Origin of the sequence: Gimesia chilikensis, from assembly GCF_008329715.1 — a bacterium.
In the GTDB taxonomy this organism is placed as follows: Bacteria; Planctomycetota; Planctomycetia; order Planctomycetales; family Planctomycetaceae; genus Gimesia; species Gimesia chilikensis.
In genome coordinates this window covers 562,695-576,198 of sequence record NZ_VTSR01000032.1, presented here as the reverse complement: position 1 = coordinate 576,198, position 13,504 = coordinate 562,695, and the positions used below count along the sequence as shown (strand labels likewise).

General features: G+C 53.4%; 16 protein-coding genes. 7 read left to right on the top strand and 9 right to left on the bottom strand.

Going from position 1 to position 13,504, the window contains the following annotated elements; genetic code table 11:
• Positions 1-207: 207 nt before the first annotated feature.
• The 4 genes from FYZ48_RS27100 (at position 208) to FYZ48_RS27085 (ending at position 4,307) form a co-directional block, all read left to right on the top strand.
• Entirely contained in the window at positions 208-1,152 is a 945-nt protein-coding gene (locus FYZ48_RS27100; RefSeq protein ID WP_145039758.1) for a DUF1559 domain-containing protein, read from the top strand.
• 124 nt (positions 1,153-1,276) lie between these two features.
• Entirely contained in the window at positions 1,277-1,732 is a 456-nt protein-coding gene (locus tag FYZ48_RS27095; RefSeq protein WP_149345618.1) for a carboxypeptidase-like regulatory domain-containing protein, read from the top strand.
• 260 nt (positions 1,733-1,992) lie between these two features.
• Entirely contained in the window at positions 1,993-2,937 is a 945-nt protein-coding gene (locus FYZ48_RS27090) for a DUF1559 domain-containing protein (protein WP_145039751.1), read from the top strand.
• Positions 2,938-3,362: 425 nt separating this feature from the next.
• Entirely contained in the window at positions 3,363-4,307 is a 945-nt protein-coding gene (locus tag FYZ48_RS27085) for a DUF1559 domain-containing protein (RefSeq protein WP_149345617.1), read from the top strand.
• Between the two features lie 219 nt (positions 4,308-4,526).
• Here FYZ48_RS27085 and FYZ48_RS27080 read toward each other — a convergent pair whose 3' ends face one another.
• The 4 genes from FYZ48_RS27080 to FYZ48_RS27065 form a co-directional block, all read right to left on the bottom strand.
• Positions 4,527-5,093 carry a type 1 glutamine amidotransferase domain-containing protein gene (locus tag FYZ48_RS27080; RefSeq protein ID WP_149345616.1) on the bottom strand — a complete coding sequence of 189 codons (567 nt, stop codon included), beginning with the start codon at positions 5,091-5,093 and terminating at the stop codon, positions 4,527-4,529.
• A gap of 467 nt (positions 5,094-5,560) precedes the next feature.
• Positions 5,561-5,851 (bottom strand): type II toxin-antitoxin system RelE/ParE family toxin, encoded by a 291-nt coding sequence (locus FYZ48_RS29935; RefSeq protein ID WP_149345957.1) that lies wholly within the window; start codon positions 5,849-5,851, stop codon positions 5,561-5,563.
• Positions 5,848-6,105 carry a hypothetical protein gene (locus tag FYZ48_RS27070; protein ID WP_149345615.1) on the bottom strand — a complete coding sequence of 86 codons (258 nt, stop codon included), beginning with the start codon at positions 6,103-6,105 and terminating at the stop codon, positions 5,848-5,850. The genes FYZ48_RS29935 and FYZ48_RS27070 overlap by 4 nt, the downstream gene beginning before the upstream one ends.
• 106 nt (positions 6,106-6,211) lie before the next feature.
• A complete protein-coding gene (locus tag FYZ48_RS27065) occupies positions 6,212-6,919 on the bottom strand; it encodes a GntR family transcriptional regulator (protein WP_149345614.1) in 708 nt (235 codons plus the stop codon).
• Between the two features lie 218 nt (positions 6,920-7,137).
• Here FYZ48_RS27065 and FYZ48_RS27060 point away from each other — a divergent pair, with 218 nt between their 5' ends.
• The 3 genes from FYZ48_RS27060 (at position 7,138) to FYZ48_RS27050 (ending at position 9,905) form a co-directional block, all read left to right on the top strand.
• Positions 7,138-8,034, top strand: a complete 897-nt coding sequence (locus tag FYZ48_RS27060) for a DUF1559 domain-containing protein (RefSeq protein ID WP_149345613.1) — start codon at positions 7,138-7,140, stop codon at positions 8,032-8,034.
• Positions 8,035-8,203: 169 nt separating this feature from the next.
• Positions 8,204-8,641 (top strand): hypothetical protein, encoded by a 438-nt coding sequence (locus FYZ48_RS27055; RefSeq protein ID WP_149345612.1) that lies wholly within the window; start codon positions 8,204-8,206, stop codon positions 8,639-8,641.
• A 115-nt stretch (positions 8,642-8,756) separates the two neighbouring features.
• A complete protein-coding gene (locus FYZ48_RS27050) occupies positions 8,757-9,905 on the top strand; it encodes a sialidase family protein (RefSeq protein ID WP_149345956.1) in 1,149 nt (382 codons plus the stop codon).
• Between the two features lie 59 nt (positions 9,906-9,964).
• On the opposite strand, the gene FYZ48_RS27045 is transcribed toward FYZ48_RS27050, so the two are convergent.
• From FYZ48_RS27045 to FYZ48_RS27025, 5 genes are all read right to left on the bottom strand, one after another.
• Positions 9,965-10,561: a hypothetical protein gene (locus FYZ48_RS27045; RefSeq protein WP_149345611.1), complete on the bottom strand. Its 597-nt coding sequence runs from the start codon at positions 10,559-10,561 to the stop codon at positions 9,965-9,967.
• Positions 10,562-10,606: 45 nt separating this feature from the next.
• Positions 10,607-11,002, bottom strand: coding sequence for a hypothetical protein (locus FYZ48_RS27040; RefSeq protein WP_149345610.1), 396 nt, complete (start codon positions 11,000-11,002; stop codon positions 10,607-10,609).
• A 248-nt stretch (positions 11,003-11,250) separates the two neighbouring features.
• A complete protein-coding gene (locus FYZ48_RS27035; protein WP_149345609.1) occupies positions 11,251-11,547 on the bottom strand; it encodes a hypothetical protein in 297 nt (98 codons plus the stop codon).
• A gap of 36 nt (positions 11,548-11,583) precedes the next feature.
• Positions 11,584-12,558, bottom strand: a complete 975-nt coding sequence (locus FYZ48_RS27030; protein WP_149345608.1) for a DUF1559 domain-containing protein — start codon at positions 12,556-12,558, stop codon at positions 11,584-11,586.
• A gap of 493 nt (positions 12,559-13,051) precedes the next feature.
• The gene (locus FYZ48_RS27025) at positions 13,052-13,483 is read right to left on the bottom strand and encodes a hypothetical protein (RefSeq protein ID WP_149345607.1); all 432 of its coding nucleotides are present in this window, start codon (positions 13,481-13,483) and stop codon (positions 13,052-13,054) included.
• Between the last annotated feature and the right edge of the window lie 21 nt (positions 13,484-13,504).

Below are 13,504 nucleotides of genomic sequence, written 5' to 3'. Positions count from 1 at the left end.
AAATGCGGACTAGACTGCCCGCAACTTCAGCAGAGACTAATTTCCATTCACAACATCTCTGACTGTTTCATTCAAGCTGAATTCATCAGCAGCAGATAAGTTCAAATCCGCCAGTCTGCTTCCCACAGGGAAGACGAATAAACCAGTCAGATTTAATTCATTCTCAGTTGTTACTGGTCCTGCTCTCAGACTCAAAAAGGAGAAGTGATGAAGAATCGAAAAGCGTTTACCCTCATCGAGCTACTGGTGGTGATTGCCATTATCGCAATCCTCATCGCCCTGTTATTACCAGCGGTACAACAGGCACGCGAAGCCGCACGACGTAACAGCTGCAAAAACAATCTGAAACAGATCGGACTGGCACTACACAACTATCACGAAACATTCAGCGCGCTGCCCCCGGGCAGTATCGTCTACTTCAATGGTACCAAATACTATGGACACGGCTGGACCTGGCACGCCAGCATCCTGCCTTATCTGGATCAGGTTCCGATGTACAACCAGATCCAGGGACCAGACTCCAGCGGCATGGGAGCCGAATCAGGTGGTACAACCAGTGCCAAACAGCAACTGGCCGGACAGACTGTGCTTTCCGTGTTCTGGTGTCCTTCTCAGCCCGACGTAACCCAGGGTGTGCAGAAAGGGGGCTATTCGCCTTCCAACTATAACGGCAACATGGGCACGCTGATCGGTAACTCGGGCGACAACTGCTACGGCGGTTCGATTACGACTCCCGCTCAGATGGCAGCCACCGGTGGTTGCATGGGAGCCGACGGGATCTTCTTCATCAGCAGCAGCGTCCGTTTCCGGGATGTCACCGACGGCCTGTCAAACACGATCTTCGTCAGTGAAGTCATCGATTCCGGCGGAGACGCCGACATGCTGGGCGGCGGGGGCAGTGACCGCAAGCACTGCTTCTCCGGGGGTGCAGACAGCAATCCGCCTACCGAAATGTCGGAATACCTGATCGCCGCCGAGAGTAATGACCCGATCAACGGTTATGCCGAAGAAGCAGCCGGCAGCTACCACACCGGCGGAGCCCAGTTCGTCTTCGGTGATGGTCGTGTCCGCTTCCTCTCGGAAAACATCGACATGACTCTGTACCGTGCCATCAGTACTCGCGCCAAACGGGAAACCCTCAGCGACTTCTAAAGCACTAGTACAAATCAATAACGTCCTTCCAGTCACGTCGACGGGAAGGGCGTCAGTTAAAAGTGAATCAGAGGATCGTATCCTCGCTACTAAGAAATCCAACGTATCAAAGTGAGTTTCAACAATGACCAGTTTTAAACAGAACAAAATCCAAAACATCTTCAAAGTAACTCTGCTGACTCTGTCCCTGGCAATCACCGGCTGCGGTGGGGGAGCCGGCGATCAACCTGACCTCGGACTGGTCAAAGGGACTGTCACCTTCGAAGGCTCGCCCCTGGCTGGTGCCTCAGTCACTTTCATGCCCGACAGCGGACGTCCTGCCAGCGCCACCACCGATGCCTCCGGAAACTACGAACTGGTTTACATTCGTGATACCAAAGGCTGCAAAATCGGGCACAACAAAGTCATGATCACTTCCGTTGTCGAAGGCGGAAACGAAATGGAAGCTGAAGGCGATGATGCCGCTCCGGCTGAAGCCACCAAAGAAAAACTGCCCGCAAAATACAACACGGACACCCAACTGGAAGCTGACGTCAAAGCCGGCGAAAACACCTTCGACTTTGAACTGAAAAAGTCCTGATTCCACGGTCCACGCTGGAGCAACCGCTCCAGCGTGACATGCTTTATAAAACCACAAGAGTTTCAAATTTGAGTTAAACCAGGGATAGATTATTTCATCTGATTACCGAGCGTTTGTATTTTTCGGAACTCGCAACAACTGATGCCACGCTGAACTCAACAGCGTCTCAGCCAGGATAAACGGCGATCCTGTTTCGCCATTGCCAGAATCCGTACTTAGAATTTTTGTCCTTTCATCCCTCTAACCCACAAGGAAAACTCATGCAGAATCGAAAAGCCTTTACACTGATCGAACTACTTGTGGTGATCGCGATTATCGCTATCCTGATTGCCCTGTTGCTCCCTGCTGTCCAGCAGGCACGCGAAGCCGCACGCCGCTCGCAGTGCAAGAACAACATGAAACAGATTGGATTGTCTCTGCACAACTACCATGAAGCACACAGCGTACTTCCTCCAGGTAGTGTGGTTTACTACAACGGTTCGAAATACAACGGTCACGGCTGGACCTGGCACGCCAGCATCCTGCCGTACCTCGACCAGGCGCCCATGTACGATCAGATCCAGGGGCCATCCTCCAGCGGTCTGGGTGCTGAATCCGGTGGTGTCAACGATGCCAAACAGCAACTCTGTGGTCAGGCTCGACTCTCTGTTTTCTGGTGTCCCTCTCAGCCGGATGTCACCAAGGGCGTTCAGAAAAACGGTTATGCCCCTTCCAACTATAACGGCAACATGGGCACCCTGATCGGCAGCTCTGGTGACAACTGCTACAGTGGTAATGTCGATACGCCCGAAGAAATGGCTGCCACCGGTGGATGCATGGGTGCAGATGGCATCTTCTATATCAGCAGTTCCGTGGCTTTCCGTGACATCACCGACGGCCTCTCTAACACGATTATGGTCAGTGAAGTCATTGACTCCGGTGGAGACGCTGACATGCTGGGTGGTGGCGGAAGTGACCGCAAGCACTGTTTCTCCAATGGAGCAGACAGCAATCCCCCGACTGAAATGACCGAGTACCTGATCGCTGCCGAAAACAACGATCCGATCAACTCCTACGGGGAAGAGGCAGCCGGCAGCTATCACACCGGCGGTGCCCACTTTGTCCTCTGTGACGGTAGCGTGCGATTCCTCTCTGAGAACATCGCAATGACCCTCTACCGTGCTCTCAGCACCCGCGCCAAACGGGAAACCCTGGGTGAATTTTAATGGCCCACTGATTCCCTCTGCTCTCAACTGAGACAGACCCGAACAACCTCTCTGCCAGCTGCGTTGATCAACAATCGCAGGCAGGGAGGTTCTTTTTTTACAACCTGTTCATTAATCGAAGTGACAGACAAAGACCACTCTCATCACAGGTGATTTATATATCCATGCTCTGCCCGGGATCTTCATCAACCGCGCGAAAAGATAACGGCTTCTTCATCATTTATTCACACATCAAGTATAAAATTCTCACACTTTTAACAGGCTCTTTCACATATCAGACGTGGTAAACAACATCCGTCGTGCTGGTTCTCACAGCAACTACCTGAATTCCGATTTGCGATTCTGTTTCCGTCACCGTCGAAGAGCGCATCATTCGTTAACTCTTTTTTCATTTCATTTTCGTTTTTGAAATGCAAGGAAAACACATGAAAAATCGGAAAGCCTTTACACTGATCGAATTGCTGGTCGTCATCGCAATCATTGCCATTCTGATCGCGCTGCTGTTACCCGCAGTACAACAGGCACGCGAAGCAGCCCGTCGTTCACAGTGCAAAAACAACCTGAAACAGATCGGTCTGGCACTGCACAACTACCACGAAGCACACAGCGTACTCCCGCCGGGCAGTATCGTTTACTACAACGGTTCGGTTTACAACGGCCACGGCTGGACCTGGCACACCAGCATCCTGCCGTACCTCGATCAGGCCCCCCTCTACGATCAGATCCAGGGACCAACTTCCAGCGGCATGGGTGCTGAATCCGGCGGCGTAAATGATCCGAAGCAGCAGCTCGCCGGCCAGACCGTGCTTTCGGTCTTCTGGTGTCCCTCACAACCAGACGTAACCAAAGGGGCTCAGAAAAACGGATACTCTCCCTCTAACTACAACGGTAACATGGGAACGCTGATCGGCAGTTCGGGCGACGACTGCTACAGCGGTTCGATCACGACGCCCGCCCAGATGGCAGCTACCGGCGGTTGTATGGGTGCGGACGGCATCTTCTACATCAGCAGTTCCGTGGCTTTCCGTGACATCACCGACGGCCTCTCCAACACCATCATGGTCAGTGAAGTGATTGACTCCGGCGGAGATGCCGACATGCTGGGTGGCGGCGGTAGTGACCGCAAGCACTGTTTCTCCAACGGAGCAGACAGCAATCCCCCCACCGAAATGACCGAGTACCTGATTGCCGCTGAAAGCAACGACCCGATCAACTCCTACGGGGAAGAAGCAGCCGGCAGCTATCACACCGGCGGTGCTCACTTTGTTCTGTGTGACGGTAGCGTGCGATTCCTCTCTGAGAATATCGACATGACGCTCTACCGGGCACTCAGCACCCGTGCGAAACGGGAAACGATTGGCGAATTCTAAGCCTTCGGATCACATCGATACGTCGAAAAGGCGTCGCTCCCCAGCGACGCCTTTTTGCATTGAATCGTATTTCGACTATAATGTCCTGTAGCAAATCCACTGAACGCAGAGCTTCCCGCAATCGTGCGTGAGCTACTCTACGATTGCGGGGATGCTCTGACATTCAGGTAATTAACTGGGTAGACGCAGCCGATATCAGCTGTTGCGCTCTACTCAGCTTCAGACAGTTTGTCCGGAGTGGATTCCTTCCGCAAACTCCTCGACCATCTTCGCGCAGAACGCGGGCAGGTCATCTGGCTTGCGACTGGTCACCAGTCCGTTGTCACATACGCACTCCTGGTTAACCCAGTTAGCGCCGGCATTGATCAAATCTGTTTTCACGCTGGGCCACGACGTCACCATTCGCTCGTCGACCACATCAGCTTCTACCAGCATCCAGGGACCATGGCAGATCGCTGCGACCGGAATTCCTTCCTTAAAGAAATCACGGACAAAATTGACGGCGTTCACACTGAGCCTCAGGGCATCGGGATTGAATACGCCCCCGGGCAGTACCAGTCCCTCGAAGTCGGTCGCATTCACTTCATCGACCGTCTGGTCAACGCTGAATTCATCTCCCTTTTTGTCGTGGTGCACTCCCTGAATCTTACCGCTGTTCAATGAGATCAGCCGGGGCTCGCCCCCCGCGGCCTGCACCGCCTGCCAGGGCTCCGTCAGTTCGACCTGCTCGAATCCATCGGTCGCCAGAAATGCAATTGTTTTTCCCTCTAGCTGTTTCCCTGACATTCCATTCTCCTTCCATTTTTCCTGTTCGACTGCATCCACGAACGGTCTCAGAACTCCAGGATCAGTTGCTGACACGCTTGCTTGATATTCGTTTTTTCGTTCCTGAAAATAACCACCGGAGACGACACTTGGGTCGTCCCCGGTGGAAATGGCGTTTCAGTCCGAATACGTCTGAGGGCCTGGCAGACGAATTCCTGAACTGGTTTTGCTGACCAACGCAAGCAACGTGCCAGTCGGTACAAAAATGAGAGAGTCTAAAAAACAGCCTGATTTTCTGCAGATCAGAATCGAGCTGTCAGCCTGTCGTACCATGACCCCTGGTCGCTCAACAGACACCCTGATCGCTGGCAGGTCAGCACCCGGAACGCAGATCGCTCAAAACACGATCGGGCAGGGGACAGAGAATGCCCTCAATGTTCCCGAGCTCAATTCCGTTAATGGTGAACCACCGATTGACCACGTCGTTTCTAGAGCAACTTCTCCCAGTTGCGAGCACTGTGCAGTACACGAATAATCTGAATCCCGTCTTCAATCGGGAAATAAAATATCAGGTACCGTCCGAGGGGAAAACAGCGTAAGCCTTCGCGAAAACGATCCTGTCGGGATCCAATCCCAGGATGATTTGCCAGCTTTTGAAAGAGTTGATCGAACTGTCTTACCAGTCGGTCTGCTGCGGAAGAATCCTCTGCAGAAATATAGGTCCAGATTTCCAGGATATCTTCTTTCGCCTGTCGCGTCTGTAATAACGCGACATCTATTCCGGCTCGACGATTTGTCGTGTATGGGCTTCCTTAAGAAGGGCCTCGACATCCCAGTCGGTCACATCGCCTGCATCGGCCTGATCAAATCCAACCTGGAGCTCACGGCGTAATTCTGCATCCATCCAGTGTTGAAAATCTTCCTGCGGAACCAGTAGATATACTTTCTGCGTTTGGTCGTCTTCAATTTGGAGAGGGCGATCAGGCGACTCCAGGAGAGCCTGTCGCATTTCATCGGTCAGTTTAGGAGCCATCTAATTCCTCTTGCAGATAACAACGAGAGAGCAGGGTTTCCTCTGATAACAATTATACACTTCTGTGCACGTCGTATCCACAATGAATCCAACAGATCTCTGACGCTCAGCTCCGGCGTTCCTGCTGTCGAAGGAACGCCAGCACATCCCGGCAACCGCGCTGGATCTGGGCACTCATCACCTCGCGGGCCAGGGGGCCATCACCGGCCCGCAACGCGGCCAGCAGTTTTTCTTTATCGCTGCAGGTCCGCTCCGCCAGTTCCACGGTCAGCAGTCGAGAGCTGTTCCGCTGTGATTCAAACACCAGGGTGACCGCACTGTGCTCGCGGATCACTTTCGCGATCAGTCGGTTGCGGGAAGCCTCGATTACGATCTGGTGAAACACCGCTTCACAATCCAGCCAGCGATGAAACTGCGCCGCTGTGGCATATCCTTCATTCCGCTGCTCAACCAGTGCGCGGATCTCATGGAACTCAACCATCAGGGCCTCCAGATCATCCAGCTGATGCGGCGTAATGTAGCGGGCCGCTTCCGCAGCCGCACAACTCTCCAGCGCATCCCGCAGAACATAGAGCTCTTCCAGATCCTCCCGATTCGGGTTCCGCACAAAGGCACCCGCGCCAGGCACATGCTCGACCAGACCTTCCGAGACGAGTCGGTGAATCGCCTCACGCACGGGGATCACACTCACGCCAATCCGCTCGGCCAGCTTGCGATTAACCAGCTGCGTACCGGGAGTCAGATTCCCTTCCTGCAGTTCCTGCCTGATGTAACGATAAGCACGATCGGCCAGATTTTCGGTGGCTTCATACATTTTTCATTTTCTGGTTGACAAGCGTTTTGGTTTTACCGACAATATGTAACATCATGTTATAACATGTTATCCCATGATGTCAATTTTTTCTTTTTTACAAATTTTTGTGCCGGTTTCCCAGTTGGTGAAGTGCAAATCTGTGGCACGGGCACAGCAGACCTGGTCTGTACCGGGAGTCTTAACGCCCCTCAATTTATCTGTTTCATCTGGAGAGAATCATGAAAATCAAGCGCGGATTTACACTGATTGAATTACTGGTCGTGATCGCCATTATCGCCATTCTGATTGCATTACTGCTGCCTGCTGTCCAGCAGGCACGTGAATCCGCCCGACGCTCCACCTGTAAAAACAACCTGAAACAGATCGGTCTGGCTCTCCACAACTATCACGAAACTCACAAGGTCTTTCCGTATGGAATCGATCACCGCAACGGCGGCTGTTCGGGCTCTCCCGGACTGACCTACCGCTTCGGCTGGGGCACTCTGATCCTCCCCTTTATCGATCAGGCCAACGTCTACAACAAATACAACTTCTCCAAAAACTACAATGACTCTCCGAACAAGGCCATTGATGTGGTCGGCTTCAAGGTCCCCAGCTATCAGTGCCCCAGTGACCCCCAGAGCGACGACCGCGTGAATATGACCGGTGCCATCAACAACGGCGGACCGGGAAACAAAGACGACCTCGGCAAAACCAATTACTCGGGTGTCGCAGATTCCGTCGACTGGACCTGCTCCGACAATACCTGGCCTGCCAGTATCGGGAACGGCATCTTCTACAATCGCAGTCGGACCAAAATCAGCGATATCCTCGATGGTGCCAGCAACACCCTGATGGTCGGTGAATGTACCGGCGGACTGACCGGCTCGTTTGATGGCAATCCTTATCCGGTCTGGAATATTCTTGACACAGCCGGCGGCATCAACGGACCTCACACTACGCCTGGCGGTGGCACCTGGAATCTGCGAACCCAGGAATTCTCCAGTTGGCACACCGGCGGCTGCCACTTCGTGCTGGGCGATGGTTCAGTCCGGTTCCTTTCAGAAAATATTGACCAGGGAACCCTCTCCGATCTCACGACCCGTCAGGGCGGGGAAGTCGTCGGCGAATTCTAAACGCTGCTTGTCCGATTCACCCTCCTGAGATCAGGAATCGCCATGGACTAGAGGGAACAGCCTGCATCCCTCTGGCCTGGCTCTCCTGGGTCTGACTACGGGAACTCCTGCCGAACGGATCGCCGGGAAGCTGCTCACTCCATTCCTCACCCCTGCAGAGATATAATCAATGAACGCCTCGCTTCTGAATAAAGTTATTTCCAGTGCCTGTTTGTGTCTCAGTCTCCTCTCCGCCGGTTGTGGCGCCAGTGATGCACCGGAGCGACGACCGGTCAAAGGCATCGTTAAGTACGCCGGTGATCCGCTGGATGCTGCAGAGATCCGTTTCATCCCCGAGTCCGGACCTGTCTCGCTCGCCACGATTCGCGCCGGCATCTATCAGCTCGACAACAAAGGGGGCGTCCCTCTGGGAAACTGCAAAGTCCAGATCGTCTCCAGCACACCTCAGCTGGATGAGAGTGTCGCCCCGGGCGATGTCGGCACCAGTGGGGAACAGATCCCCGAGGTCACGGAAATCCCGGCGAAGTATAACTCCCAGACCACACTCACCGCCACGATCGAAAAAGGAGAGGGTCCTCAGACGCTCGACTTCGAACTCGAAAAGTAATTCTCTCGATTCGGTCACAATACCAGACATTCCCTGTCCATCGCTTTATAATCAGATCAGGGTCTGAAACACGCCGCACAACACACCTGCCTGAAGCTCACAGAAAGATCGCATGATGAATCACCTGTTCTCACTCACGCCACTGCTGTTGACCGCTGTTCTGCTCACTACATCACAGAATGCTGCTTTACAAGCCGCCGATCAGTTGCCGCTCATCGATCTTTCCAAACAGACTGAGCGACAGACCGTCATCGCCGCCGGTACTCCCAAAGTCTATCAGGGACACCCGACTACACTCCTGATGCCCGATCAGAAAACCATCTACGCCGTCTGGTGCATCAATCACGGCGGTTCCGCCGGCCCCATGGCCCGCAGCACCGATGGAGGCAAAACCTGGGAGCGAATCGACGAACGACTCCCCGCCGGTTACTCCACCCATCAGAACTGTCCCAGTATCTATCGGATGATCGGTCCCGATGGCACCGCACGTCTCTGGGTCTTCTCAGCAGCACTGGGAAAACGGGGCGGGCCGGGCATGCCCAGTATCATGAGTGAAGACGACGGCAAAACCTGGAAAGAAATGCCGCCCCTCGGTTTCCCCTGTGTCATGACCTTCAGCAGCATGGTCCGCCTCAAAGATGGCCGTTACCTGGGACTTTATCACCGGGGACCTGACGGCAAGGACCGGGCGCCACTGGTCGTCCTGCAGACCATCTCCGCGGACGGCGGCTTCACCTGGTCCAGGCCGCGGATCGTTGCCGAAGTCGAGGGTAAAAATCCCTGTGAGCCCTGCGTCTTCCGCAGTCCCGACGGCAAACAGCTCTGCTGCCTGATGCGGGAAAATACACACAAAGGCCGCAGCCTGATGATGTTCAGCAACGATGAAGGCCAAACCTGGACGAAGCCCGTCGATACCCCCTGGGGCCTGACAGGCGACCGTCATAAAGAAGTCTTCACGAAAGACGGACAGCTGGTGATCTGCTTCCGCGACCAGGCTCCCGGCAGTTCAACACGTGGCGACTTTGTAGCCTGGGTTGGTACGTACGACGATATCGTCCAGGGACGGGATGGGAAGTACCGCATCAAGCTGCTGCATCAGTATGGACGCAAAGGCGATTGTGGCTACCCCGGTGTCGAGCTCCTGCCCGATGGCACCATCGTCGCGACGACCTACGTCAAATACCGCGACAACGCCAATCAGAACTCAGTGGTCTCCGTCCGTTTCAAACTGGACGAACTTCCTAAAGCGAAAGCGAAGGATTAGTTCATCTTCGTTGCGCAGTAGCAGTAATGGTAAAGCAGGGGGGGTGGCTTTCAAACGCTTCAATACCGAGGCGTCTCCACGAAACCTTCCCCCACCTTTTCCATTACAAAGCCCAGGCCCAGCGCACCGGCTTCCAGCACGGCAAACAGAATAATCAGCCACAGCCGTTCCGAGAACGTGAAGGCGATCACCGCCAGGCAGTTGGGAAGCTGTTTAAACGCGTTTCCGATAAAATCCATCAAAGCACGTGCCGCGGTTTTGATCATCGCACTGCGGGCCCCCCGCCGGGACAACCGGGAACTTGACTCCAGTTCTTCGCCATGCTCCTCAGCGAAACGTTCCACTTCATTGGACCGCCAGCCCTCTTTCGCATGCGCATACGCGGCGGCAGCACAGGCCCAGCCGAACATCGCAATACCGATCATCACCAGCGTAATCACCTGCTTGGTCGACCAGCCCTCATCGTGGTCTTTTCGTTTCTTTTTCTTCTTGCGACCCGATTTCGTCGCCTTTTTTTTCCGTACCGGCGGCGCATCCTCTTCGGCACGTGCGACTTTGCGGCTGGCAGGTCGGCGCCGGGGTTTGCGACTGACAGAGTCTCCCGCACTCTCGGGAGGACGTCTGCGTTTACGACGGGGACGGGGGTCTTCGGTCATCTTGTCAGAGTTCCTTACGTCAGCAGAAATCTTGTGGAAATCACATCAGTCTATTTTGCTCATCGCATAGCCCAGCCCCAGTGCGCCCACTTCCAGGCAGGCAATCAGAATGACCAGCCACAGCCGGTGCTGAAATGAAAACGCCAGTACTCCAAACAGATTGGGAAGCTGGCGGAACGCATTGCCGATAAAGTCCCACAGTGAAGAATAGGACTGCTGGCGAATACTTCCCCCATCTTCAAATCGCTGATCGTACTGAATTCCATCAGCATCAGGTTCCGTCAGATTGGTCGACTCCTGTCGCCAGCCTTGTTTTTCATGTGCATAAGCGGCCGCCATAAATGCCCAGCCAAACCCTGCGATCGCCAGCATCAGCATCCCGACGACTTTTGTAGTGGAAGCCTCGTCTCCCTGGCTCCCGCCTCTTCTCGTTGCAGACATCCCTGTAATCACCTTTCGCTTAATTTTCTCAAGCCCACAGTTGCTGGACTCTCAGTTCAAATTACGTTTGTGCCTGCAATTCGATTCGTCACATTATGACAGCATGTATCCCCCTGTCAACCAGCCACAAATTTTCACAAACCGTTTTCATCTCTGCTTCATATCACACTATCCATAAAAAATGGGGACAGCCCACGATGGACTGCCCCCGGCGGAAAATGAGTTCTTTAGCGCTGGATCAAATCATTTCAGATTCGCTCCTTAAGCGGTTTATCTTTGACAAGTTGAGGAGCAACGAATTCTTTCTGGTATTTATTCCAGGCTCGATCACTTTTCAGTTCAGGATTTCCAGCCCGCAGCCGTTCCAGCGTTGCACCATCATATTTCTCGGTTAAATCAGTCATGGCTTTCCACTCTTCCAGGGAGAGTGGTGGCTGCGCGGCGAGAACGGCTGGCTTACCGATTTCAATATCTGACTCAGAGGATCCGCATCCAGTCAGCACCACCGGAAACAGAATCAGGCTCAGACAGACGACACGTAACATTGCTACTAACTCCTGTTAATTCTATTTCAAACGAGCTTACGGAAACGAAACCACTTCGCTGCCAGAGCGGGTCGACAATGCCTGGTATAAACCGAAGTCAATATTCTCAGACAGAAAATGCACCGAGCCATCCACCATCGCGAAATGGGCCCCTCCGAGATGCTGGCTGCGGAACACGCCATAACTGGTTGAACCATCTTTCGTATTGAGTCTGGCATTCGTCGTACCCCAGGTATAGCCGGCATACCCATAAGCCCAGACACTACCATAAGTATCAGAGGGAACCCCTGCGGGGGCAAAATCGGTTTCTCCCAACAGAAACGTATTCGTTGTCCCATCTGTGATATCACGCATTTTGGTGGACTTTTCATAACTCGGGCTGCTGGATTTGCTCGGGTCCAGAATGCGGGGAATGATTGCACCGTTATATTCAGGCTCAGGTACGCCATACCAGGTAGCATAATGTAGTAGATTGGTTTCCGGTGTGCCCGCACTGAAGATATAGCTGCAGGGGGCTCGGTTGTCGGTCAGTGGTGCAGTCGGCATCGTCATGGAGGGACAGATAAACGTCGGCACAATCATCTGCACCAGCATCGCATTCGTAAATCCATCGCCATCTGCATCATTGGTGCTGTTACGTGTCTCTTCCTTATCCCAGCGCTGGGCCACCGCATCCTGCTCCAGGTAGGGCATGATCTGAATATGTCCCGTGGTCCAGGTTGTCGTTAAAGGCGAGACAGTCAGATCAACAGTTTCCTCTACGTCAGTCACTGCGTAAGGAAACTCATTAAACGTATCATGAAACATATGAGTCGCCAGCGAGATCTGTTTCAGGTTATTTTTACACTGCGAACGACGAGCGGCTTCGCGGGCCTGTTGTACGGCAGGCAGCAGCAGGGCAATCAGTATCGCAATAATCGCGATCACAACCAGCAGTTCGATCAGCGTAAAGCCGGATCGTTTTGCGAGGCGGGGAACAGGGCGGGACAGATGTGTTGCGCGAGACAACATGGTGGGTATCTCCTTCAATCAGTAACCAAACGGGAATGAAAATCGCTTCGACTTTGAAACGATCTCTCTCCGGAGGAATCTGGCTGGCTACTGAAAGAAGTCTGTCTCTGGAGACAGCCGGGCAGGAACACGAAACAGGTCGCTCCCACGACACAGGCCCTCCAGACACAACCTCATCTCTCGCGGGCTGGGTCCGGACTGGATAAACAAATCAGCACTTATCACTCAGCACAAAACATGACACTGAGATTCAGTCTCAAAACAATATAGCCGCTATTTTCGAGAACCGTCAAGGGAATTGGCTCCGATTTCAAAAAGAAAACCGTAGGTGATAAGATGACAATCTTAGACTCTAAGACATTATAATATTGTCACTTACGTCATAACTGCAAACAGAGCCACGAGTATCTGAAGTGAGGAGCACAGACGACAAACCCGAAGTTCAGCCTGGCAAACAAGCTCAGCAGCCTGCGATGATTTAAGAACTGCTGGATTATTGAGAAGCTTCGTCTGCTGCTTCGGCTTCCGCTCGCAAGTCATCCTTGACCGTCACATAACCCAGCCACAACAGGCCGACTTCGATCAGAAAGAAGAAGATCACCACGACCGGGTGATTATCATAGAATTCAATGAAAAAGAACCGGACATCGGGCAGGAATCGGATGGAGTTCACAATCACTTCTCCCGCCGAGGATTGGAATCGCGGACTGTGAAACAGGTCCCCCTGTTCCCGACGGAGTTCATCCTCGACACCTCCGGAACCGCGGGGAATCATGATCCGCTCATCCCAATAGCGGTCGTGTTGAATCACCGACTCCACGGCGATTCCCCAGCCCAGCACGAGGATCGCCAGCATAAAGCCGCCGAACACAAACTTCGTTCTGGTACTCTGTTTCATCTTCTCAGATCGACTGGTTTCCGACACGCAAGACTCCCGTTCTTTCAT